This is a genomic window from Novosphingobium resinovorum, assembly GCF_036352595.1.
GTDB classification, from domain to species: domain Bacteria; phylum Pseudomonadota; class Alphaproteobacteria; order Sphingomonadales; family Sphingomonadaceae; genus Novosphingobium; species Novosphingobium resinovorum_B.
Genome location: NZ_JAZFAX010000023.1, coordinates 36,957 through 59,014 on the forward strand (window position 1 = coordinate 36,957; position 22,058 = coordinate 59,014).

Below are 22,058 nucleotides of genomic sequence, written 5' to 3' on the forward strand. Positions count from 1 at the left end.
AATCGGATCATGCACACAAATTGCCCGCCGATGCACGAAGTTTGGTGTGAACCTTTCGCAACAAACGATGAAATCCTCGCAGTTGCCGGTTAACCGCACATAAGCAGGGCGCTAAGGCTTACTCCCTAGCGCCCTTTCTGAACCCCATCCGCAAGGTTAACGGCCGAAACTGCCGATCCGGAGCCAATCAGGCCGCTCGCCGGCGGTTCATCGAATCGTCCCCGCCGCAATCGGCCGGCGTCTCGAACACCACCTCGTGCTCACGCGAGGGACTGGCGTGGCCGCGCCCGACGCTGAACCGCTCCGCCACGCGCCCGGTGCGGCGAAAGCCGACCTTTTCGAGCACCCGGCCAGAGGCGGCGTTGTCGACATAGTGATGCGCGACGACCCGCCCGTGCCCCAGTGCACGGGCAAGGCTCAACACCGTGCGCGCCGCCTCGGTGGCATAGCCGCGATCGTGCTCCTGCGGGGTGATCCAGTAGCCGAGGTTGATCTCTCCATCGAGCAGCGACAACCCGCAGCCACCGATGATGCGGGCGCCGCCGGCACCGGGCAAGGTGACCAGCAAGCTGGGCAGGCGATGGTCCTGCGGCTTTTCCACGAACGCACGGGCATCCTGCTCCGTATAGGGCCAGGGCACGCGGGCGAGGTTGCGCACGACGCCCTCGTGGCCGATCCGGGCCAGGAATTCGTCACGGTCCTCTGGCCACGCGGGGCGCAGGAACAGCCTTTCGCTGCGAATGAACATCTTCGTACTCTCCATCCCCCACCGCGCGCGTAGTCGGCAGGCGTGACAACCCTATTACGGGTACGATCCCAGCCCCGGTTACAAGGCTGTAATCATGGGCTCCCGAGGGTGGGCGGACGCCTTTGCGGCTGCACCGAAGCGGTGCAACCCAAGGGCGTCGTCCCGGTTCCCGGACACGGTGGAGGGAGAAACGAAAAAAGGGAGACGAGCCGTGGCCCTCTCCCTCGATCTGCCGATCCTCAAGCGGATCGGCGGGGCCATCCCGTCAGGATGGCCCTATGACAGACCATCCGATTACTCGGCGGCTTCCGCCATGACGTCTACCGAGACGTACTTGCGGCCCTGCTTGCCGTCGTGGAAGCGCACGCGGCCTTCCGCGAGAGCGAACAGGGTGTGGTCCTTGCCAAGGCCGACGTTGACGCCCGGGTACACGCGGGTGCCGCGCTGACGGACGATGATGTTGCCGCCGATCACTTCCTGACCGCCGAACTTCTTGACGCCGAGACGGCGACCCGCGGAGTCGCGACCGTTACGCGACGAACCGCCTGCTTTCTTATGTGCCATTGCTGGTTACTCCGAATTCTGGGTTCAGCCGACGGACACGATGCGCAGCAGCGTGAGCTGCTGGCGGTGGCCGGCCTTGCGACGGTAGTTGTGGCGGCGGCGCTTCTTGAACACCACGACCTTCTCGCTCTTCGCCTGGGCGATGATCTCGGCGGCGACGGTCACGTTCGCGATGTCCGCGACTTCGCCGTCCTTGCCTGCGAGCAGGATGTCACCCAGGGTGATCTTGTCACCGGCTTCACCAGCCAGCTTCTCGACCGCGATCTTGTCTCCGGCGGCAACCCGGTATTGCTTGCCGCCCGTGCGCACAACTGCGAACATGGTGCCCTTACCTAATCTCAAAAATGCCCGAAACGAGCCGAAACAAACCTGCCCCGGCCGCTCAGACCCCGGAGGGCCATGGAACTTTTCGGGCGACGTGCCGACCGCCCCGCGTGATGCGAGGTGCCGGAAAGAAGCGTGCCGTTAGTAGATGGGCCGATTCGTGTCAACCGCAGATGGCGTCCGGATGACAGTCTGCACTGACGGTACGAAAGGCCCTCCCGCTCCGGTGCGTGCGTGCTATGGCACCGCAATGACCCGCGCGAAAGCCCGCTTGCTCGCCCTGTTGCTTCCCATCGGCATCGCCGCCTGTTCGGCGGGGGGGACTTACCCCTCGCTCGCGATCCGCGACGTCGAGCGCCCAAGCGGCTCGGCCGCTGCCGCCCAGGGAGAGGCGCAGGCGCCGCTGCCCGCCCTGCCGCCGGCCAGCGCCGACCTCGTCACTCGCCTTGCCGGGCTGGTGAAGGTGGCGCAGGAGGCCGACGGCCGTTTCCAGTCCAACCGCCCCGCCGCCGAGCGCGCGGTCGGCTCTGCCGGCGCCACCGGCAGCGATTCGTGGAGCACGGCCAGCGTCGCGCTGGCCCGGCTGGAATCGAGCCGTTCGTCGGCGATGGCGGCGCTCGCCGAACTTGACGTGCTCTATGCCGACGCGCGCGACAAGGCACCGGTCGAGGAATCGCCAGCCTCCGCGGCGATCGGCGATGCCCGCACGCAAGTCGCCGCGCTGCTGGATGCGCAGGACAAGGTGCTCGCCGGCCTCACCGCGCGCCTGCGCGGCTGACGCGAAAAGTCCCATCCCCAACCGCGCCGAGGCGGGCCGGAGGATGGGACTTCCCGAACGTTCCGAGTGTATCCGCCTGTAGAAGCCCCCCGGCCCAGGCGGCTACGGCTCAGGTGAAGGCCACGATCGCGGCGATCGCCAGACCCCAGCACAGGATCAGCACGGGTAGTGTGAGAACCTGGACGGCCGCCTGGTTGGCCGTGAGCCTTCCGTTCAAAGTGTCGATGCCCTCGGCGACGAACCGGCTCCAGCGGGGCGCCGCGGCCTCGTTGCGGGGCTGCATCCGCGTCCAGTATCCCGCCAGCCCGAAGGCCATGAGCACGAAGCCGGCGAACACGACCATCGGGATCGCCAGTTCCGGGTTCATGAACACCGAGGCCATCACCCCGATGAATGCGAGGTAGAGCGCCACCGTCGCCACGTAGAGCCCGGTCGGCAGGCCGAAGCTGCGGTCCACTCTGGTCTGGACGGGAACGGCCGTGCCATTGGCGAGGACGAGGGCCAGACCCTGAAGCTGCTGCCGGGTAAGATGCCTGGACATGATGCTGATCTCCTTGGGTGATCGGCATATGCGCGCCTTTGCGCGGCGATTCGTTGATGCGCGTCAAACGTCCACGCAATTCATGCCCAGCGGGCGATATCCTCGAAATCCTGCTCGCGCGGTTCGATCCAGCGCCATTCGCCGCCCTGCTTCTCGCGTTTCCAGAACCACGATTCGCTCTTGAGGTGGTCCATCGCGAAGTCGGCCGCCGCGAAAGCGTCGCGCCGGTGCCGGGCTGCCGCCGCGACGAGCACGATGGGCTCGGCCGGGAGCATCACGCCGCTGCGGTGGATCACCAGCAAGCCGCCGAGCGTCCAGCGATCGCGCACCCGCGCCGCCAGATCGCGCATTGCCGGCAGGGTCAGCGGTTCGTAGTGCCTGAGTTCCAGCGCCTCGCAGCCTCCGCCTTCGCGGACCTGGCCGAGGAAACTGACGATCCCGCCCGCCTGCGGATGCGCGGCGGTGAAGGCGCTCAGCTCCGCCGCCGGATCGAAGGGCGCGGTGAGCAGGCGAACGTCGGACATCTCAGCCACCCGAGACGGGCGGCAGGAAGGCCAGCTCGTCGCCATCGGAAAGGATGAGCCCTTCCTTGTCGGCGACGAGCGCCCCGTTGATGGCGACCCTGACCTTCTCTCCGCGCACGGCGTCGAGGAGTGCGGTCGAACAGCAATCGCCGAGCCAGCCGATCACATCGGTCCAATCCAGCGGCGCGCTGGCTGCGATGTCCTGAAACGGCCGTCCCGCCATCTCTTCCAGACGGCCGAGAAACACCAGCTTTGCCTGCAAGTCAGCCCCCGGTCATCGACATGTGGCGCGCCAGTGCGGGTGCTTCGCCGCGCGCGCCGATGGCGAAGGCGTGGCGCGCGGGCTTGATCCGCATCGCCGTGTCGAGCGCCGCCGACAAGGCCCCTTGCGGATCGGCCGAGCGCAGCGCCGCGCGCAAGTCCACCTGCTCGCTTCCGCCCAGGCACGCGTAGAGCTGCCCGGTCGCGGTGACGCGGATGCGGTTGCAGCCCTCGCAGAAGTTGTTGGTGAGCGGGGTGATGAGGCCCAGCCTGCCGCCGGTCTCGGCCACGTCCCAGTAGCGCGCCGGGCCGCCGGTACGGTGGCCACTGGGGGTCAGCGTCCAGCGTTTCGCCAGATCCTCCTGCACGCCGACGAGCGGCAGGTAGTGGTCGAAGCGGTCTTCCTCCACTTCGCCCAGCGGCATGACCTCGATAAGCGTCGCCTCGAAACCCTGCGCGTGCGCCCAGGCGACGATATCGGCGATCTCGTGCTCGTTGATGCCCTTGAGCGCCACCGTGTTGAGCTTCACCCGGAGGCCCGCGGCCTTGGCGGCCGCCAGCCCTTCCAGCACCTGCGGCAGCGAATCGCGCCGGGTCAGCCGCGCAAAGGCCTCGCGGTCGAGCGTATCGAGCGAGACGTTGATCCGCCGCACCCCCGCCGCGCGCAAGTCGTCCGCGAATTCGGCGAGCCGGGTACCGTTGGTCGTGAGGGTCAGTTCCTCGAGACTGCCCCCGCCGTCATCCGCGCCGATCCGGCGGCCGAGGGCATGGACCAGCTCGATCATGTCGCGCCGCACCAGCGGTTCGCCGCCGGTGAGCCGCAGCTTGGTTATGCCCCGCGCGATGAAGCCGAGGGCAAGGTCGTGCATCTCGTCGAGCGTCAGCACGTCCTTCTTGGGCAGGAAGGCCATGCGTTCCGGCATGCAATAGGCACAGCGCAAGTCGCAGCGGTCGGTCACCGACAGGCGCAGGTACGTGATCCTGCGCTGGAACTGGTCGATGAGGGGCGGCGGCGTGCTCATGCGGCCGGATATAGCACTCCGCCGGCCCCGTTGCCATCCAGCGGGAGCAATTGCCCGGTGACCCCGCCCGCGCCGTCGAGCCAGCGCTGCGCCGCGGTCACGGCCTCGCGCTCGTCGCTCTCGACGGCGTTCACCCGCGAAGGTGCAAAGCGGCGCGCCAGCCCCTGCACGGCGGCGAGGCGCCAGGCGCGGTGTTCGTGGCGCAAGTCGCAAGGGGCGGGCAGGAACACCAGCGTCAGCGGATCGGCGCCGCCCGACAGCGTCGCCTCGATCCCCGGCAGCAGGCGGGCATGGAAGTCGGCCGCCGCCTCGAGCGCGTCGTCCGACAGCGGCCCGAGGTGGAGCAGTTCGTTCAACGCCGTTCCCGCGTGAGGGTCATGCCGATCTGCTCGTTCGCCTCGGTGAGCGCGAGCTTGACGATCTTGACGGTCACCGCCTCGACCCGCTCGTCCTGCAGGAACAGCGTCTCGCAGACGTGGTCGGCCACGGCCTCGATCAGCTTGAAATGGACACCCTGCGGCAGCGCGTCGGATGCCGCGAACTTGAGGTCCATGTAGTTCTTGCTCGCCGACAGCGGGGTGTCGGGGGCGTAGTGGTCGGCAGGCTTCAGCTTCACCGCGATGGTGAAACGCAGCGGCTGCGGCTTGCCGGTTTCCTCCGAATAGATGCCCGTGAGGACATCGCGTTCGAAATCGGCGACTTCAAGGATCAGCGAATCGGCCATGATGGAGGCGCCTTTAGAATATCATCGCTCCCGACGAAAACATTTCGTCATTGCGAGCGTAGCGAAGCAATCCAGGCCAGCACAAACCGCGCTGGATTGCTTCGCTACGCTCGCAATGACGAAGGTGGTTGGGGCTACTCGGGATTGGACCAGCGCGCAAAGATCGCAGTGGGCAGCAACCGTCCCTCCCGCTCACCCTGAGCCGGTCGAAGGGCGTCCTCGCGCACCGACAGGTCACCGTGCTCGATCTTGCCCGGAAGCCCTGCGAACAGTTCGTCCATCAGCCCGGCCAGCGCCAGCGAGGACATGCGCACGGCATAGACCGTCAGGAACAGGAACCGGCTGTCGGCATCGAGCAGCTTGCGGCAATCGGCGAGGAGGCCCGGAAGGTGCTCCTCCAGACGCCACGTCTCGCCGGTGGGGCCGCGCCCGAACTTGGGTGGATCGAGGATGATGCCGTCGTAGCGCTTCTCACGCCGGACCTCGCGCGCGGCGAACTTGGCCGCGTCGTCTATCATCCAGCGCACCGGGCGGTCCTGCAGGCCTGCCAGCGCCGCATTCTCGCGCGCCTGCGCGACGGACTTCTTCGAGGCGTCCACATGCGTCACCGGGCCGTGCGCGGAGAGCGCAAGAGTACCGACACCGGTATAGCCGAACAGGTTCATCGTGCTCGCGTCGGTGCGCCCGGCCAGCATCCCGCGCATCCAGTCCCACACCGGCGCCATGTCCGGGAAGAAGCCGAGATGGCGGAACGGCGTGCACTGCGCGGTGAACGACACCTCGTTCCACGCCAGCGGCCAGCCGTCGCGCGGCACGACCTTGTCGAACTGCCACCTGCCCCCGCCGTCCTCGTCCGAGCCGGGCACGAATTCGCCGTGCGCGTCCCAGTGTTCGGAACGCGGGGTCCACATCGCCTGCGGTTCGGGGCGAACGAAGCGGTAGTCGCCGTAGCGCTCCAGCTTGCGGCCGTGGCCCGAATCGACGAGGCCGTAATCCGCCCAGCCCTCTCCGGCGAGGACCAGCGGCTGGGTGACCAGTTCAGCCATCAGGCTTTCGGGGCAGCGTGCGCCGCCACGAATTCGGTCACCGCCTCGAACGTACCGGGCAGCGTTTCGTACTTTTCCTCGCGCTCGAACAGGTCGCCGACGCGCGCGGGCAAGCTGGGGCGCTGGCCGGTGGCGCGCTCGACCGCCTCGGGGAACTTGGCGGGGTGCGCGGTCGCCAGGGTGACGACCGGGACGCCCGCGTCGATGCCGGCGGTACGCGCGGCGAACAGGCCGCAGGCGGTGTGCGGGTCGATCAGCTCGCCGGTCGCCTCGTAGGCCCAGCGGATGGTCGAGGCCATTTCGTCCGCATCGGCGCGCGCCGAGAAGAACAGCGCCGAGGCGCCCTCACGCTGGGCGTTGGTCAGTTGCATGGCCTTCGTCGATTCGAAGCCGGCCATCTGCTCGGCCAGGGCCTTGCCGTCGCGGCCGCCGAGGTCGAACAGCAGGCGCTCGAAGTTCGAGGACACCTGGATGTCCATCGACGGCGCGGCGGTGGGCGTGACGGTCCCTTGCGAGTAATCGCCCTCGGCCAGCGCGCGGTGGAGGATGTCGTTGACGTTGGTGGCGACGATCAGCCTCTCGACCGGCAGGCCCATCTGCGCCGCGACATAGCCCGCGAAGACGTCGCCGAAGTTGCCGGTCGGCACCGAGAACGCCACCTTGCGATGCGGCGCGCCCAGCTGCAGCCCGGCCGCGAAGTAGTAGACCACCTGCGCCATCAGGCGCGCCCAGTTGATCGAGTTCACCGCGCCGATGGCGAAGCGGTCGGTCATGCCCTTGTCGTTGAAGACCCGCTTCACGATCGCCTGCGCATCGTCGAAGTTGGCGTTCTCCAGCGCGAGGTTGTGCACGTTGGGGGCCAACACCGTGGTCATCTGGCGGCGCTGCACGTCGGAGACGCGGCCCTTGGGGTGGAGCATGAAGATGTCCACCTTGGCGCGCCCCGCCACCGCGTCGATCGCGGCGGAACCGGTATCGCCCGAAGTCGCGCCCACGATCGTCAGGTTGCGGTCCGAACGGCCGAGGAATTCCTCGAACAGCAGGCCGAGCAGTTGCAGCGCCACGTCCTTGAACGCCAGCGTGGGGCCGTGGAACAGTTCGAGCAGCCACTGCTGCGAATCGAGCTGCTTGAGCGGCGTCACGCCTTCGTGCGCGAAGCGGCCGTAAGCCTCTGTGGTCAGCTCCAGCAGGCGCTCCTCGGTAAGGCTGCCCTTGACGAACGGCGCCATGACCTTGGCGGCCAGCTCGGCATAAGGCAGGCCCGCCCAGGTCGCGATCTCGTCCGCCGAGAAGCGCGGCCATTCGCGCGGCACGTAGAGGCCACCGTCCGATGCGAGGCCGGCAAGCGTCGCGCCTTCGAAGTCGAGCGCGGGCGCGCTGCCGCGAGTGCTGATATAGTCCATGGGAAAGCGCGGTTAGCGGTGAAGGCGCGAAATGAAAAGACCGTGCTGCGGGTGAAACACGAAAGAAATGCTCCGGTCGCGACTGTCGGCGCCCTCGCCTCAGCCCTTCACCCGCCGGATCAGTTCCATCGCCGCAGCCGGTGCGCGCTCCTTGGCGCCGTTGATGAAGAAGGCGAAAACCTCGCGCCCCTCACCGGTCCAGCCACGCACCCGGCCGGCCCATGCGTCCAGTTCCGCATCGGGATAGCCCTGTTCCAGATCCGCCTGAGCGGCCTGGAGGCGGACGTAGACGAACGGCGCGCAGTCGGGCGCGTCGAGCACCGCATACTTGGGGGAATCGGCGAGAACCACGGCGACCCCTGCCTTGCGGCACAGGTCGAAGAAGGCCGGATCGTCGAAACTCTCGTGCCGCGCCTCCAGCGCATGGCGCAGCGGCAGGCCCTCGTGCCGCGCCGGCAACAGGGCCAGGAAGGCGGCGATCTCGGCGGCGTCGAAGCGCTTGGTGGCGGCGAGTTGCCAGTTGATCGGGCCCAGCCTGTCGCCGAGTTCGACGAGGCCCTGCGCCATGAACTTTTCGACGCTCTCTCCCGCTTCGGCGAGGTTCTTGCGGTTGGTGCAGTAACGACTGCCCTTGAGCGCGAAGCGGAACCCCTCCGGCACCGCGTCGCGCCACTTGGCGAAACTGGCGGCGCTCTGGCCGCGATAGAAGGTGGCGTTGATCTCGGTCCCGGTGAGGTGCTCGCCGACATAGGCCAGTTCGCGCGACTGGACGAGGCCCTCGGGATAGAACAGGCCGCGCCAGGGCTCGTACGTCCAGCCGCCGATGCCGATGCGGGCGCTCACGACTTTTTCCTCGCGAGGCGCTTGCGGTTGGCGGTGACCTTGCGGCGATAGTGGCGCACGGCCTTGCCCGCGCTCTTCGGCGAGGCGCCGGAGGTCGCCAGCATCATCCCCACCTCGGCGGCGGCCTTCACCTTTTCGGAGACCATCAGCGCATTCTCGCGATCGCTGCCCCGGCCGGTCATCATGTCGGTGGTGCGCATGCCCATGACCATGAGCGATTCCGCCCAGAGCCAGTAGCTGTCGTGGGCAAGGCTCATCCAGTCGGTCGTCGGGTTGCGCATGCGTGGCCCTCCTTGGGAACGGGCACCGTAGCACCCGCCTGCGATGCTGCGAAGTGCGGCATCCTGCTGGTCAAACGCACGCCGCGCTGCCAAGGACGCGGCCTATCAGGAGAATTGCGATGGCAGGCGACGACGAGGACTACGTCTACGACGAGGAGAGCGGCGAATGGCTGCCCGCCTCGCAACTGGCGGCCAAGCGCGCGGCGGCCGATGCCGTGGAAGTGCGTGATGCAGTCGGCAACCTGCTGGCGGACGGCGATTCGGTGACGCTTATCAAGGATCTGGACGTGAAGGGCGCCGGCCAGACGCTAAAGCGCGGAACGGTGATCCCCGCGATTCGCCTGACCGGCGACGCGCAGGAGATCGATTGCCGCTATCCCGGCATCAAGGGCCTGGTCCTGCGCGCGGAGTTCGTGCGCAAGCGGTGAGCCGGGCCGACGGGCTTCGGCAGGCGGTGCCTGACCCTTCGACAGGCTGAGGATGATCCTTCGACAAGCTCAGGATGAGCGGGGTTGGTGTGAAACCCTCCCAAACCCGCTCAGGCTGAGCTTGTCGAAGCCCCATCGCCAAGCCCAGCCCGCCCGCAGGCTCAGTCGTGCTCGCGCCCGCCTGAACCCATGTAGAGTTCGCTGCCGGTTTCGCGGAACACCTTGCTCATCTCGGCCATGCCCGCCTCGGCCTCTGCCGCGGCGACGAAGGTTTCGACCGGCTGGTTCTGCTTCGCGGCGAACTCGCGCACTTCCTGGCTGATCTTCATCGAGCAGAACTTGGGCCCGCACATCGAGCAGAAATGCGCGGACTTGGCGCCCTCGGCCGGCAGCGTCTGGTCGTGGTATTGCTCCGCCGTGTCGGGATCGAGCGACAGGTTGAACTGGTCGCGCCAGCGGAACTCGAAGCGCGCACGGGACAGCGCATCGTCGCGGACCTTGGCTGCCGGGTGGCCCTTCGCCAGATCGGCGGCATGGGCGGCCAGCTTGTAAGTGACCACGCCGACCTTCACGTCGTCGCGGTCGGGCAGGCCCAGGTGCTCCTTGGGCGTCACGTAGCAGAGCATCGCGGTGCCGTACCAGCCGATCATCGCCGCACCGATGCCGCTGGTGATGTGGTCGTAGCCCGGGGCGATATCGGTGACGAGCGGGCCGAGGGTATAGAACGGCGCCTCGCCGCAGGCGGCCAGCTGCTTTTCCATGTTCTCCTTGACCTTGTGCATCGGCACATGGCCCGGCCCCTCGATCATGACCTGCACGTCCTGCTCCCAGGCGCGCTTGGTGAGTTCGCCCAGCGTGTAGAGTTCGGCGAACTGCGCCTCGTCGTTGGCATCCGCGATCGAGCCGGGGCGCAGGCCGTCACCCAGCGAGTAGGCGACGTCGTAGGCCTTCATGATCTCGGTGATTTCGTCGAAGCGTTCGTAGAGGAACGATTCCTTGTGATGCGCCAGGCACCACTTGGCCATGATCGAGCCGCCGCGGCTGACGATGCCGGTGACGCGCTTCGCCGCCAGCGGCACGAAGGGCAGGCGAACTCCGGCGTGGATGGTGAAGTAATCGACGCCCTGCTCGGCCTGTTCGATCAGGGTGTCGCGGAAGACTTCCCAGGTCAGCTCCTCGGCAATGCCGCCGACCTTCTCGAGCGCCTGGTAGATGGGCACGGTGCCGATGGGCACGGGGCTGTTGCGGATGATCCATTCGCGCGTGTCGTGGATGTTGCGCCCGGTGGAGAGGTCCATGACGGTGTCGGCGCCCCAGCGGATCGACCAGACCATCTTGTCGACCTCGTTCGCCACGTCCGACGCGACGGCCGAGTTGCCGATGTTGGCGTTGATCTTGACCAGGAAGTTGCGCCCGATCGCCATCGGCTCGCTTTCGGGGTGATTGATGTTGGAGGGAATGATGGCGCGGCCGCGCGCGACTTCCTCGCGCACGAATTCGGGCGTCACGTAATCGGGGATGGACGCCCCCCAGTCCTGCCCATCGCGCACGTATTCCTTGAGCATCGCGCGGCCAAGGTTCTCGCGCTCCGCCACATATTCCATCTCCGGCGTGATGATGCCGCGCCGGGCATAGTGCATCTGGCTGACGTTCATGCCCGCCTTCGCGCGCAAGGGCCGCCTGACGACATTGGGAAAGGCCGGAACCCCTGCCGATCGGTCAGGCCCCTTGAGGCCGTTGTCCTCGGGCTTCACCTCGCGCGCGGCGTAATCCTCCACGTCGCCGCGCGCCGTGATCCATTCGCGCCGCTTGGGGGCGAGGCCCGCCGAAATGTCGATCACAACGTTCGGGTCGGTGTAGGGGCCGGAGGTGTCGTAGACCCGCACCGGGGCCTCGCCGCTGCCGGGTTCGAGGTGGATTTCGCGCATCGCCACGCCCAGCGGGCCGACGTGGATCTTCCTCGATCCGCGAATGGGGCCGGTGGTCACGCCGATCTCGAGCTTGGAATTGATGTCTGCCATGGATTGCCTCTCTTTTTCTCCATGGGACGAAAAAAGAGACGCATTGCGGGCGTTGAAACATGCTCAAAACCCGACGCTCCACTTCCTCCGCCCGTACTAACGGGTTCAGGTTCGACGGGTCTTGTGGAGCATACCCACAACTCTCAGCCACTTGCTGGCTCCCCGGGGACGGCGCAGTGATAACCGGCGATTGAGAAGAGGTCCAGACCAACACTTCGTCATTGCGAGCGCAGCGAAGCAATCCAGGGCGGCTCAAGACTGCCCTGGATTGCTTCGCTGCGCTCGCAATGACGAATCGTTCAATTCGGCAGGATCGTCAGCTAAGGCACCGCCCATGCCGATGCTCTATCGCCTCGACGCGCCCGCGCCGCATGTCGCGCGCTCCTTCGGGGCCGAATCCGGCAATGACCCGTGGGACGGCGGCCACGTCGCGCCCGGCCAGTTCGCGCCGGTCATCACTGCTGGCCGAGAAGCGATCGCCGGGCCGAGGCCACAATATCGCACTCCGCGCCGGATGATCCCGCGCCTATGGGGCGTGCCGCCGCCGCCCTCCGTCCACGAGCAGCGCGGCATCCTGACGGTGCGCAACCTCGACAGTCCGTTCTGGATCGGCAACTTGCGCAACAGCGAGTTCCGCTGCCTGATCCCCGCCACCGCCTTCATGGAATGGGGCCGCCCCTCTCCCACCGACGGCAAGCGCCGCCAGTGCTGGTTCGCCTGCGCCGACCAGCCGGTCTTCGCCATGGCAGCAGTGTGGAAAGACAGTGAGATCCCCTCCTTCGCGCTCCTCGCCTGCGAGGCCAATGCGGCGCTGAAAGCCGAGGGGCGCGAGACGATGCCGGTGATCCTGCCGCCCGACCCTGCGGTGCAGGACGTGTGGCTGCGCGGCGGCTGGGACCGGGCGAAGGGACTGGTAGCGCCCTATTCCTCGTCACTGATGCTGGTGCGGGAGCCCGGCTGAACGGACGCCAGTGAACAGGCGCCAGTTGAACAGGCGCCAGTTGAACAAACGGGGGCCTGAAACGAGGAAGGGCGGCCCCTGAGGACCGCCCTTGACCGGGGTACACAGCTTCATAACTCAGCTCGCGCCGAAAGGTTCCGGCTTGCTCAACAGGGCCAGCAGCGAGATGCGGTTGAAGAACCACAGCCGCTCCAGTTGCAGTCCGCTGTACTTCCGCAAGGTGTTCGCGAAAGTATAGGGCGAATACCAGTGATTGTGATCCGGATGGACGCCTTCGAGGAACGTCTCGGTCTCCGCCTCGAAGTCGAAGTGGCGCTGGCGGCACTGGTAGGCATCGGGCACCGAGATCAGGAACAGCGGCGCATCGATCGCCTCCACCTCGGCCAGGAAACCCGCCACGTCGGGGACATGCTCCAGCACTTCGGGCACCAGCACCAGGTCGTAGCTGCCGGTCACTTGCGCGATATCGGTGAACAGCGCGCCCGAGACGTGCGGACGCAGCGCCGCCAGCGCCTCGCCGTGCGGATCGAGACCGTCGAGCGCCGCGCAGTGCGGCTCCAGCGCGACGTGGAGCGAGGTCGCCGGGTCGGTGATCGGCCAGTCCGCGCAGCCCAGATGCAGCACGCGCTGCTCGGCGCAGAGGCTGGCGAGCACCTCCAACCGCCCGAGCCCCGCCAGTTCGGTGCTCACCGGCACGCGCTGGAGGAAGTACGGCGCATGGATGCGCTCCAGCGGCGAGGGATCGGGTGCCGGTGCGGCGACGGCGGAAATGTCCACCGCATGCATCGTCTCGTAAGCGCTGAGGGTCGAGCCCCAGAGCTGGTGGGCATAGACCGGATCGCCGCCCTCATACGTCACACCGGTAAAGTGGCGCGGGATGAAATAGTGGCTGGGGTAGATGCGCAGCGGGCTATAGGCGAACTTGCGGTAGCAGTCGGTCAGCCGCTGCGGCCCCACCGTCTGCCAGGCCATCGCATCGACCACGGTGGGCGAGGCGGCGATGTCCTCGATGATCCGCTGCACGAACGTGTTCCCCGCCGCGCAGCCGAAATAGCCCGCCGCGATCAGGCCGGGCCGCGCGATCTCGCTTTCCCAGCAGGCGAAGGCCTCGCAATCGAGCAGCCATGCGTCGAGCGGGCGGGTGCAGACCGAATCCGCGTCGAACACCAGCCCGCCGTGCTTGTGGAGGATTTCCCAGCGCATCATGTCGGCGACGCCGTTGAGTTCGCGCGCCCGCATCTCGGCCATGTGATGCGCGTTGATCCAGCCGCCCGCCTCCAGTTCGGCATTGCCCCAGAGGCGCAGCTCCCAGTCGGGGTGCGCGCGGCGCCAGCTTTCGATGCAATTGTCGGGGCGCTTGTCCTCGTCCCCGATCCAGATGAAGTGAAAGCTCCTGGGTATCATCGCCTGGCCCCGACCGGCCGCCGGATGCGGCCTTCTCGAGCCCGAACCTAGGCCGGCATGGTAAATCGTCTGCAGCGCGGGGCCTAAGTGCAAACCGAAAGAAACCCTCCCGAACGCGAATTGGGGATCGCGGCCGGAAGGGTTCAGTGCGCCCCGGGGGAGGGAGCGCGAACGGCGACTTTTCATCCTGACGGCCGGAGCAGGCCCTGGTGGATGGCGGAACGGGCCATACTCCGACCGGGCGGCCCGAAGACCGCCAAAGGCTTGTCGCGTATCGTCAGTCGTTGGGGATCACCCAGCGGATCGTCCCGTCGTAGGAGCCTGTCGCCTTCTCGCCCATGGCATCGCTCGCGGCATCGAAGCGCGCCCGCCTGGTGACGTTACGGCAGGTCGCTTCGTCGAGCCCCGGGAAGCCGCTGGACTGGGTGACGGTGCAGCCGGTGACCCGCCCGCCCGCATCGATGGCGAGGCGGAAGCGTACCGTCCCGGTATGGCCGGCGCGCACGTCTGCGGTCGGATAGTCGTCAGTGGTGACCCAGCCCGCGACATTGCCGCGCGGCTTCGCCGACTTCGGCGCGAAGCGGGCCGGCGGATCGGCCGGCTTCGTGGTCGGCAATCCGAAGTCGAGCGCGAGGTCGGAACTGCCGGCGGCGGGCAGCGGATCGACCGTGACGCCGGTGATGGGCGCGCGCGGTTCGAAATCGATCTTCGGCTTGGGCGCGGTGATCGGGGTATCGCGCACCAGCGGCTGCTCGGGCTGCGCCTTGGGCGGATCGACCGGGTCGGGCGTCACCGGCGCGGTGGGGGAAGAACTCGCTGGCGAGGCGCGGGGGCTTTTCCTTTTCGAAGAAGTTGACGGCCAGGCCGTTCACCAGCGCCAGCGCAAGGCCGCCCTGGATCAGCACGACCACCCCGCCCGTCAGGGCCTTGCGTTTACTTCCGGAACTCCCGTCGGCGTAAGACATGGGCTTCTCCTATGTGCGGGCCCGTTTGCCTGCGACTTACCGCAGAAACGGCACCGGTCACGGAGACGACGATATCATAACCGTTTTACTTGGAAACAGATTTTCGCCAAGTATACCAAGCGTTTAACTTAGCATGGATAGTATCACCATGCTTAGCTTATAGTGCACCGCACCATTCAGCGCGCCGCCGCGAGTGCCTTCTGCCTTCGCCGCTGCACCGAACTGCCCAGCCCGATCGCCTCGCGATACTTCGCCACGGTGCGCCGCGCGAGTTCGAAACCCTTGCTCTTGAGCAGGTCCACCAGCGCGTCGTCGGAGAGGATCGCCTTGGCATCCTCGGCATCGATGAGCTGGCGGATCGCGGCTTTGACGGCCTCGGCCGAGGCCCCGCCCTCTCCGTCGGCCGAGGCGACGCCGGAACTGAAGAAGTACTTCAGCTCATACGTGCCGCGCGGGCAATTGAGGAACTTGTTCGAGGTGACGCGGCTGACGGTCGATTCGTGCATGCCGATCGCCTCCGCCACCGCCCGCAGCGTGAGCGGCCGCAAGTGCGAAACGCCGCCCCGGAAAAAGCCGCTCTGCTGCTTCACGAGTTCGGCAGCGACCTTGAGGATCGTCTTCTGCCGCTGGTCGAGCGCCTTGATGAGCCAGTTGGCATCGGCCAGCTTGTCCGACAACCAGGCGCGCGCGGCCTTGTCCCCGCACTCGCCCTTGAGTTCGACGTAGTAGCCGCGATTGACGATCAGCCGCGGCAGCGTCGCCTGGTTCAGCGCGATGTCCCAGCCGCCATCCGCACGCGGCGTCACCAGGATATCGGGCGTCACCGCGCCGCTCGGCTCGCCGCCATAGCGCAGGCCGGGCTTGGGATCGTAGCCGCGCAGTTCCGCCAGCATGTCGGCGAAGTCCTCGTCGTCGACCCCGCAGATGCGCTTCAGGCGCGGCAGTTCGCCTTTGGCGAGGAGATCGAGGTTGTCGATCATCCTGGCCATCAGCGGATCGTAGCGATCCGCCTCACGCGCCTGCAGGGCGATGCATTCGGACAGGCTGCGCGCCCCCACGCCGGTGGGGTCGAGCGACTGCACGAGCGCCAGTCCCGCCTCCATCCCGGCCATCTCGACGCCGAGATCCCCGGCCAGTTCGGACAAGCCGACAGGCAGGTAGCCGGCCTCGTCGAGCTGGCCGATGATGTAGCGCGCCACGCCTTCGGTGAACGTATCGCGCGCCGCCGCGCCGACCTGCGCCTCGAGATGCTCGGACAAGGTGCCGCCGGGCGCCGCGCGGTCGTCGATCCCTGGGCCTTCCTCGCCGCCGCCCGGCCCGCTCAGCCGCAAGTCCGCGCCCCACCCGGCCTCGTCGCGAAGCGTACCGTCGCCGGTGTCCCGGTCACGGTCCAGCGCGCCGGCATCGATGTCGAGCGGGCGGTCGTCGGCGGCCCGGCCCTCGCCGATCAGGCGATCGACGCCCGAGGTTTCCAGCGCGGTGCTGCGCGCATCGGCGGGGGCCTCCACCGTCTCGACGGCAGCGCCCGTCGTCCCCGGCGCCGAAGTGGCGTCGAGCAGCGGATTGGCGTCGAGCGCCTCACCGATGAAAGTCTCGATCTCGAGGTTCGACAGCGCCAGCAGCTTGATCGCCTGCTGCAGCTGCGGCGTCATCACCAGCGACTGGCTCTGCCGTAGATCGAGGCGCGGCCCCAGCGCCATGGATCAGAGGTCCGAGAGGCAAGGCCTCACAGCGTGAAACCTTCGCCCAGGTAGAGCCGCCGCACGTTCTCGTCCGCCACCAGCGCCTCGGGGCTGCCCGCGAAGAGCACCTGGCCGCCGTAGATGATGCAGGCGCGATCGACGATATCCAGCGTCTCGCGCACGTTGTGATCGGTGATGAGCACGCCGATGCCGCGCGTCTTGAGATCGCGCACGAGGTCGCGGATGTCCGAGATCGACAGCGGGTCGATCCCCGCGAAGGGCTCGTCCAGCAGCATGATCGAAGGTTTGGCGGCGAGCGCGCGGGCGATTTCGCAGCGACGGCGCTCACCGCCTGAAAGCGCCATCGCCGGGCTCGAGCGCAGCCGCGTCAGGCCGAATTCGTCAAGCAGGCGGTCCAGCTCGGCCTGGCGCACGTCCCGGTCGGGCTCGTTCAGTTCGAGCACCGCGCCGATGTTCTGCTCCACCGTCATGCCGCGAAAGATCGAGGTCTCCTGCGGCAGGTAGCCCAGGCCCAGGATCGCGCGGCGGTACATCGGCAGGCGCGTGACATCGACGCCGTCCATCAGGATGCGTCCGGAGTCCGGCCGCACCAGCCCCATGATCGAATAGAAGCACGTCGTCTTGCCGGCGCCGTTGGGGCCCAGCAGGCCCAGCACCTCGCCCTTGGCGACCGACAGCGAGATGTCGGTGAGCACCGCGCGCTTGTCGTAGCTCTTGGCGATCGAGATGACCTCCAGCCCGCCGTTCTGCGCCAGAAGCGCGGAATCGGTGGCGGTAGGCCCGTGTTCGGTGCCGTGGTCCTGCGTTTGGTCGACAGTCATCGCGCGGGGCTTACCGCAGGCGGGCATGACGCCGCAAGACGGCATTTTCGCCTAGTCGATGCAATTGGCAGGATTCGTGCATGACTCGCGCCGAGGGATCGGCCGATCGCCTTCGCACTTGCGGAAAATGAAACTGAACTTGTCATGAACGTCTTTCGATGATGTAGTCGCTACAGACAGGGTCGAGGGAGCATTGCCCTTATGGACAGGTTTTCGGAGCATGCAGCGCACCGGCCGACGCCGGGTTCCAGTCCGTGCCCGGAAATCTCGGCGCCGCAAGACGGGGCCCGCTCAGCCGGCTCGCCAGCAAGCGACTGGCGCCGCAAGATGAGCGATCACATCGCTTATGCGCTGCTCGTCTACACCGCGCTGCAGATCTTCGTGACGATCGGTGCGCTCAAGGCCCACGGCGGCTCGCTGCTGCCCTATTTCGCGCTGGTCGTGCTGGTGGTGGCGATCATCCCCGCGTGCCGCCGATTCGAATCGCGCTGGAACCGGCTGACTGACGAACAGGCCCATGATCCCGCGCTCGCACCTTATTACCGAAGGGACAGGCTGGCGCTCTGGCTGCTGGCGATCGGCCTGCCTTTCGCCCTCACCGCCCTGTTCAAAGGCCTCGCGCTGGCGTTCCCGCGTTAATCGGGGGCCGAAGCCTCTGCAACGCGGCCGGAAAGTGAGCGCGACCAAACGCGATTTGCGCCGGAACGCTCCCTTCTTGCGCCGATCAAGCGACGAGACGGTGGATCGGCGGGATCGACTGTGGTATTCAGGTCACTATGGATCGCGCGCTTAGTCGAAGAACAATTCTGCAGGGCGGCCTTACCGCAATCGGGGCCGCAGGTATCACACTGGCTTTGCCGGGACGCGCGTTCGCATCGGAAGGCGTGGTCCCCGACTCGCTGGCACCGGGCGAGGCACCTGCCGCGCTGGCCGGCGCCTTTCCCTCCAGCCTCGGCTCCGTGCCCGCCGCGCCTACCGGGCTGTCGCTTTACGAACGCCGTGTGTTCGACGTCGCCTCGCGCCAGGCCTCACGCGTGCGCAACCAGCTTTGGCGCGCCGACGTGGTCGGCATCGTCGATTTCGCGCAGCCCTCGTGGAAGCCGCGCCTGCATTTCGCCAATCTTGAGAACGGGACCATGCGCTCGTTCCTGGTCGCCCATGGTCGCGGATCCGACCCGGCGCACAGTGGCTGGCTGCAGAACTTCTCGAACGTCCCCGGTTCGGAGGCGACCTCGCGCGGGGCCTATCTCACCGCCGAGTGGTACAAGGGCAAGTACGGCACCTCGATCCGCCTCGTCGGGCTGGACGACGACAACTCGATGGCCCTGCCCCGCGCCATTGTCATGCATCCGGCCTGGTACGTCGATGCCATGATGATCGAGAAATGGGGCAAGCTCGGTCGCAGCGAAGGCTGCTTCGCGATGAGCAACAGCGACTTCAACGAGGCGCTCTGGCACCTCTCGGGCGGGCGCCTGCTGTTCGCCGACCGCATCGGCGAAGGATAAGTCGCAGGGCGGTCAGCCATGCCGGCCGGTTAGACAGCACTCGCCGGCAATGATACGCAGCGTATCATGGATACCAGCCTGACCGGCCTCAAGCGCGAGGCCCCTACCGATGCCCGACAGGTCCGCTCGCGCCATGCGCTGACATCCGCGCTGCTCGCCCTGCTCGAGGAAAAGCCCTTCGACCAGCTCACCATCCGCGAGATCACCGCGCGCGCGGGCACCGGCTACGCCACGTTCTTCCGGCACTATCCGACCAAGGAAGCGCTGCTGGCCGACGTCGCCGCGCACGAGATCGAGGATCTGCTCGGCCGCACGATCCCCATCCTCTACGCCGCCAACAGCTACGAATCGACGCTGGAGTTGTGCCGGCACGTCCATGCCCATGCGCTGCTGTGGTCGGCGCTGCTGACCGGCGGGGCCGCGGGCATCGTGCGCGAGGAGTTCATCCGCCAGGCGCTCGGCCTCGCGGCGGACACGCAGCCGCGCCATCCCTGGCTGCCGTCCGACCTCGGCACCATCCACGGCACCGGTGCCACGATCGACATCCTCGCCTGGTGGCTGGCGCAGGGCGGCGACCGGCCCGCCTCCCGGCACAGCCCGGAGGAAGTCGCCACCATCCTGCACCGGCTGGTCATCGCCCCGCTGGTGGGCGACACGCTGGAGCGCCAGACGGCGCGCGCCTGATGCCGGTCGACACCCAGGCCCCGCTGCTCTCCGGCGAGATCGCAGGCGCTGACTGGCCGGAGTTCGGCTGGGTGGACGACGTGCGCCCGGCGCTGCGCGAAGCCGTCGAGGCGGGACGCCCGGCAGCACTCGCGACGCTCTACAAGGTCGCGGGCAGCGCTCCGCGCGGACCCGGCGCGCAGATGCTGTTCACCGCCGCGCCCCATGGCGGCGCCGTTTCCGCGACCGGCTACTTCTCGGGCGACTGCATCGAGGGCGATGTCGCCAACCACGCCGCGCACGTCCTGGCCGACGGCCGGCCGCGCCGTCTGCACTATGGCATGGGCAGTCCGTGGATCGACCTCAGGCTGCGCTGCGGCGGTGCGCTGCACGTGCTGCTGGAGCGGATCACCCCCGATTCCCCTGCCATCCAGGCCCTGCTGGGCCATGCCGCCGAGCGACGAAGCTGCACCTGGATCACCGATGGCGAAGCGCAGGAGATCGGCGAGGGTCGCGGCCCGCTGCTCGCGCTGCGCGAGGAGCCGCTGCGCCTGGCCCGTCGCTACGATCCGCCGCGCCGGCTCATCGTCTCGGGCGGCGATCCCGGTGCGCTGGCCGCCGCCAAGCTGGGCGCCATGGCCCAGTTCGAGACGATCCTGCTGCGCCCCGGCGGCCCCCACGCGCCGCCGCCCTTCCCGGTCAGCCGCTACTTGCGCGAGGAGCCCGCAGAGGCGCTCGCGCGGCTCGGCGTCGATCGCTGGACCGCCTATCTCGGCGCCACGCACGAGGATCACCACGACCTTGGCGGCTGCCTCGCCGCGCTGCGCGGGGGCGCTGGCTACGTCGGCATGATCGGCGCGAAGTCGCGCGCGGGGCAGCGGCTCGGTGCACTGGAGGCGGCCGGGGCGACGGCGGAGGAACTCGCCCGGCTGCAGCTTTCGCCGGGCGTTCCCGGCCTCGGCAAGTCGCCCTGGGAAGTCGCCACGGGCATCCTCGCCGAGATCATGCAGGCGCTCAACCCGGCGCGGGAGCGGGCTTGAGCTACGCCGCGCTGGTGCTGGCGGCGGGCCACGGCCGGCGGTTCGGCGGCGACAAGCTGTCCGCCCCGCTCCATGGCGAACCGCTGCTGTTCCACGCCATCCACGCCGCCCGCGCCGCGCCGGTGGAGCGCGTGGTCGTCGTCGCCCGGCCCGGCCTCGATACCGGCGACTGGCCGGGCGAACCAGCGGTCGAGACGCTCCGGCTTGCCAGCGATGCGCTGTCGGACACGCTGAAGGCGGGAATCGCGGCTGCGGCCGGAATGGAGGGGGCTTTCGTGTTCCTCGGCGACATGCCGCATATCCCGCATGGGCTTGCCGCCCGCCTCGCCGCCGCGATCGGACCGGCTTATGCCGCCATGCCGCGCCAGGCGGGTCGGCCCGGTCATCCGGTGCTGCTCTCGGCCGCCGCCTTCGCCGCGATCGCCGCGCTCACGGGAGACGAGGGCGCGGGGCGGCTGCTGCGCCGGCGCGCCGACGTGGTCTTCGTCGATTGCGCCGATCCCGCCATCCACCTCGACGTGGATTACCCGCCGGACCTGCAGGCGCTGCAGGAAGGCGGATCGTGACGTATTTGGAGCATGCGCTGTTCGCGCTGGTCATCCAGGCCATCGCCGCGCGGCTGACCGGCAACTGGTGGATCGGCGCGGCGCTGGCCTCGGCCTACTTCCTAGGCCGCGAGGTCGCCCAGGCGGAATACCGGTGGATCGAGCATTTCGGCGGCGGCCTGCGCGCGAACATGCCGTGGTGGGGACCGTTCGACCCGCGCGTCTGGACCAAGCTCGACCAGTGGATCGACTGGATCGCGCCGATCGTGGTGACGGTGAGCATGGCCTGCATCACCGGTCGGCGCCGGGTTTAAGCCCGCCCCGTCTCGTTCGAAAGCAGCGCCGGATCGATCCCCTCGGCGCGCCAGGCGGCGGACCAGCGGCCTTCGGGCGGGGTGGCGAACAGCACTTCGGGGTGGCCCTCGGCCGCGTACCAGCCGTGGTGGCGCATTTCCCCCTCCAACTGGCCCGGCCCCCAGCCGGCATAGCCCAGCGCCATGACCCACTGTGCCGGCCCGCGCCCCTCGGCGATCGCGCGCAGCACGTCCATCGAGGCCGACAGTGCGCAGAGTGGAGCGACCGCGATGGTGTCGCTGCCGCCCCAGTCGGTCGAATGCAGGATGAACCCGCGCCCCGGCTCCACCGGACCGCCGTTCATGATCTCGCGGTTGGGGGAGACGCCGGGATCGAGGCCCAGTTCCTCCAGCACGTCGTGAAAGCGCACGCCCTCGCGCACCTGGCCCACGCCCACGCCGAGCGCGCCGTCCTCGTCATGCACGCACATCACGCTGACCGACCGCTCGAAACGCGGATCGAACATGCCCGGCATGGCCAGCAGCAGGCGCCCCGACAGATACTGTTCCTTCGTCACGCGAGCACTTTATGCCTCCACGCGCCGACCACAAGCACGAACCCGCAACAGCCCTTTGCCGATGCGACGGAG

Annotated in this window: 28 protein-coding genes and 1 riboswitch; of the genes, 9 read left to right on the forward strand and 19 right to left on the reverse strand. The window is 67.9% G+C overall.

The genetic code is table 11. From position 1 onward, the window contains the following. Window positions 1-187: 187 nt before the first annotated feature. The 3 genes from V2S85_RS19090 to rplU all read right to left on the reverse strand — a co-directional run bounded on the left by V2S85_RS19090 (window position 188) and on the right by rplU (window position 1,633). Complete coding sequence (locus tag V2S85_RS19090) at window positions 188-748, reverse strand: GNAT family N-acetyltransferase (protein ID WP_330704408.1); 561 nt, start codon at window positions 746-748, stop codon at window positions 188-190. Between the two features lie 294 nt (window positions 749-1,042). Then, window positions 1,043-1,312, reverse strand: a complete 270-nt coding sequence (gene rpmA / locus V2S85_RS19095) for a 50S ribosomal protein L27 (RefSeq protein WP_008828936.1) — start codon at window positions 1,310-1,312, stop codon at window positions 1,043-1,045. 24 nt (window positions 1,313-1,336) lie between these two features. After that, window positions 1,337-1,633, reverse strand: coding sequence for a 50S ribosomal protein L21 (gene rplU, locus V2S85_RS19100; RefSeq protein ID WP_330704409.1), 297 nt, complete (start codon window positions 1,631-1,633; stop codon window positions 1,337-1,339). A 253-nt stretch (window positions 1,634-1,886) separates the two neighbouring features. Between rplU and V2S85_RS19105 the strand changes: the two genes are divergently transcribed. Continuing rightward, a complete protein-coding gene (locus V2S85_RS19105) occupies window positions 1,887-2,414 on the forward strand; it encodes a hypothetical protein (RefSeq protein WP_330704410.1) in 528 nt (175 codons plus the stop codon). A 109-nt stretch (window positions 2,415-2,523) separates the two neighbouring features. Here V2S85_RS19105 and V2S85_RS19110 read toward each other — a convergent pair whose 3' ends face one another. From V2S85_RS19110 to V2S85_RS19155, 10 genes are all read right to left on the reverse strand, one after another. Further along, window positions 2,524-2,955 carry a hypothetical protein gene (locus V2S85_RS19110; RefSeq protein WP_330704411.1) on the reverse strand — a complete coding sequence of 144 codons (432 nt, stop codon included), beginning with the start codon at window positions 2,953-2,955 and terminating at the stop codon, window positions 2,524-2,526. Window positions 2,956-3,035: 80 nt separating this feature from the next. Further along, window positions 3,036-3,479: a molybdenum cofactor biosynthesis protein MoaE gene (locus tag V2S85_RS19115; protein WP_330704412.1), complete on the reverse strand. Its 444-nt coding sequence runs from the start codon at window positions 3,477-3,479 to the stop codon at window positions 3,036-3,038. Between the two features lies 1 nt (window position 3,480). Beyond that, window positions 3,481-3,741, reverse strand: a complete 261-nt coding sequence (locus V2S85_RS19120) for a MoaD/ThiS family protein (RefSeq protein ID WP_330704413.1) — start codon at window positions 3,739-3,741, stop codon at window positions 3,481-3,483. A gap of 1 nt (window position 3,742) precedes the next feature. Next, a complete protein-coding gene (moaA, locus tag V2S85_RS19125) occupies window positions 3,743-4,762 on the reverse strand; it encodes a GTP 3',8-cyclase MoaA (protein ID WP_330704414.1) in 1,020 nt (339 codons plus the stop codon). Next, the gene (locus V2S85_RS19130; protein WP_330704415.1) at window positions 4,759-5,118 is read right to left on the reverse strand and encodes a Rossmann fold domain-containing protein; all 360 of its coding nucleotides are present in this window, start codon (window positions 5,116-5,118) and stop codon (window positions 4,759-4,761) included. The genes moaA and V2S85_RS19130 overlap by 4 nt, the downstream gene beginning before the upstream one ends. Beyond that, complete coding sequence (locus V2S85_RS19135; RefSeq protein ID WP_330704416.1) at window positions 5,115-5,486, reverse strand: dihydroneopterin aldolase; 372 nt, start codon at window positions 5,484-5,486, stop codon at window positions 5,115-5,117. Before V2S85_RS19135 ends, V2S85_RS19130 begins: the two co-directional genes overlap by 4 nt. A 134-nt stretch (window positions 5,487-5,620) precedes the next feature. Then, window positions 5,621-6,532 (reverse strand): class I SAM-dependent methyltransferase, encoded by a 912-nt coding sequence (locus V2S85_RS19140; RefSeq protein WP_330704417.1) that lies wholly within the window; start codon window positions 6,530-6,532, stop codon window positions 5,621-5,623. Further along, on the reverse strand, window positions 6,532-7,935 hold the full coding sequence (gene thrC / locus V2S85_RS19145; RefSeq protein ID WP_330704418.1) for a threonine synthase: 1,404 nt from the start codon (window positions 7,933-7,935) through the stop codon (window positions 6,532-6,534). The genes V2S85_RS19140 and thrC overlap by 1 nt, the downstream gene beginning before the upstream one ends. A gap of 99 nt (window positions 7,936-8,034) precedes the next feature. Continuing rightward, window positions 8,035-8,778, reverse strand: a complete 744-nt coding sequence (locus V2S85_RS19150) for a DUF72 domain-containing protein (protein WP_330704419.1) — start codon at window positions 8,776-8,778, stop codon at window positions 8,035-8,037. Beyond that, window positions 8,775-9,059 (reverse strand): hypothetical protein, encoded by a 285-nt coding sequence (locus tag V2S85_RS19155; protein ID WP_330704420.1) that lies wholly within the window; start codon window positions 9,057-9,059, stop codon window positions 8,775-8,777. Before V2S85_RS19155 ends, V2S85_RS19150 begins: the two co-directional genes overlap by 4 nt. A 119-nt stretch (window positions 9,060-9,178) precedes the next feature. Here V2S85_RS19155 and V2S85_RS19160 point away from each other — a divergent pair, with 119 nt between their 5' ends. Continuing rightward, window positions 9,179-9,487, forward strand: a complete 309-nt coding sequence (locus V2S85_RS19160) for an alkylphosphonate utilization protein (RefSeq protein WP_330704421.1) — start codon at window positions 9,179-9,181, stop codon at window positions 9,485-9,487. A gap of 161 nt (window positions 9,488-9,648) precedes the next feature. On the opposite strand, the gene thiC is transcribed toward V2S85_RS19160, so the two are convergent. Continuing rightward, a complete protein-coding gene (thiC, locus tag V2S85_RS19165; RefSeq protein ID WP_330704422.1) occupies window positions 9,649-11,508 on the reverse strand; it encodes a phosphomethylpyrimidine synthase ThiC in 1,860 nt (619 codons plus the stop codon). Between the two features lie 64 nt (window positions 11,509-11,572). After that, a riboswitch (TPP riboswitch) is annotated at window positions 11,573-11,683 on the reverse strand. 159 nt (window positions 11,684-11,842) lie between these two features. Here thiC and V2S85_RS19170 point away from each other — a divergent pair. Then, a complete protein-coding gene (locus V2S85_RS19170) occupies window positions 11,843-12,469 on the forward strand; it encodes an SOS response-associated peptidase family protein (protein ID WP_330704423.1) in 627 nt (208 codons plus the stop codon). 117 nt (window positions 12,470-12,586) lie between these two features. On the opposite strand, the gene V2S85_RS19175 is transcribed toward V2S85_RS19170, so the two are convergent. The 4 genes from V2S85_RS19175 to lptB all read right to left on the reverse strand — a co-directional run bounded on the left by V2S85_RS19175 (window position 12,587) and on the right by lptB (window position 17,362). Beyond that, the gene (locus tag V2S85_RS19175) at window positions 12,587-13,873 is read right to left on the reverse strand and encodes a glycosyltransferase (protein WP_330704424.1); all 1,287 of its coding nucleotides are present in this window, start codon (window positions 13,871-13,873) and stop codon (window positions 12,587-12,589) included. A gap of 277 nt (window positions 13,874-14,150) precedes the next feature. After that, a complete protein-coding gene (locus V2S85_RS19180) occupies window positions 14,151-14,666 on the reverse strand; it encodes a TonB family protein (protein ID WP_330704425.1) in 516 nt (171 codons plus the stop codon). Window positions 14,667-15,014: 348 nt separating this feature from the next. Beyond that, complete coding sequence (gene rpoN / locus V2S85_RS19185; RefSeq protein WP_330704426.1) at window positions 15,015-16,538, reverse strand: RNA polymerase factor sigma-54; 1,524 nt, start codon at window positions 16,536-16,538, stop codon at window positions 15,015-15,017. Between the two features lie 26 nt (window positions 16,539-16,564). Then, window positions 16,565-17,362 carry an LPS export ABC transporter ATP-binding protein gene (gene lptB, locus V2S85_RS19190; RefSeq protein WP_330704427.1) on the reverse strand — a complete coding sequence of 266 codons (798 nt, stop codon included), beginning with the start codon at window positions 17,360-17,362 and terminating at the stop codon, window positions 16,565-16,567. A 327-nt stretch (window positions 17,363-17,689) separates the two neighbouring features. Between lptB and V2S85_RS19195 the strand changes: the two genes are divergently transcribed. From V2S85_RS19195 to V2S85_RS19220, 6 genes are all read left to right on the forward strand, one after another. Beyond that, entirely contained in the window at window positions 17,690-18,001 is a 312-nt protein-coding gene (locus tag V2S85_RS19195) for a hypothetical protein (RefSeq protein ID WP_330704428.1), read from the forward strand. A gap of 245 nt (window positions 18,002-18,246) precedes the next feature. Continuing rightward, on the forward strand, window positions 18,247-18,867 hold the full coding sequence (locus tag V2S85_RS19200) for a murein L,D-transpeptidase catalytic domain-containing protein (protein WP_330704429.1): 621 nt from the start codon (window positions 18,247-18,249) through the stop codon (window positions 18,865-18,867). Window positions 18,868-18,933: 66 nt separating this feature from the next. Further along, entirely contained in the window at window positions 18,934-19,551 is a 618-nt protein-coding gene (locus tag V2S85_RS19205; RefSeq protein WP_330704430.1) for a helix-turn-helix domain-containing protein, read from the forward strand. Beyond that, window positions 19,551-20,570, forward strand: coding sequence for an XdhC family protein (locus V2S85_RS19210; protein ID WP_330704431.1), 1,020 nt, complete (start codon window positions 19,551-19,553; stop codon window positions 20,568-20,570). The genes V2S85_RS19205 and V2S85_RS19210 overlap by 1 nt, the downstream gene beginning before the upstream one ends. Then, window positions 20,567-21,136, forward strand: a complete 570-nt coding sequence (locus V2S85_RS19215; RefSeq protein ID WP_330704432.1) for a nucleotidyltransferase family protein — start codon at window positions 20,567-20,569, stop codon at window positions 21,134-21,136. Before V2S85_RS19210 ends, V2S85_RS19215 begins: the two co-directional genes overlap by 4 nt. Continuing rightward, window positions 21,133-21,429, forward strand: coding sequence for a hypothetical protein (locus V2S85_RS19220; RefSeq protein WP_330704433.1), 297 nt, complete (start codon window positions 21,133-21,135; stop codon window positions 21,427-21,429). The genes V2S85_RS19215 and V2S85_RS19220 overlap by 4 nt, the downstream gene beginning before the upstream one ends. Here V2S85_RS19220 and V2S85_RS19225 read toward each other — a convergent pair. Continuing rightward, window positions 21,426-21,935, reverse strand: coding sequence for a YqgE/AlgH family protein (locus V2S85_RS19225; RefSeq protein ID WP_330704454.1), 510 nt, complete (start codon window positions 21,933-21,935; stop codon window positions 21,426-21,428). The genes V2S85_RS19220 and V2S85_RS19225 overlap by 4 nt on opposite strands. Between the last annotated feature and the right edge of the window lie 123 nt (window positions 21,936-22,058).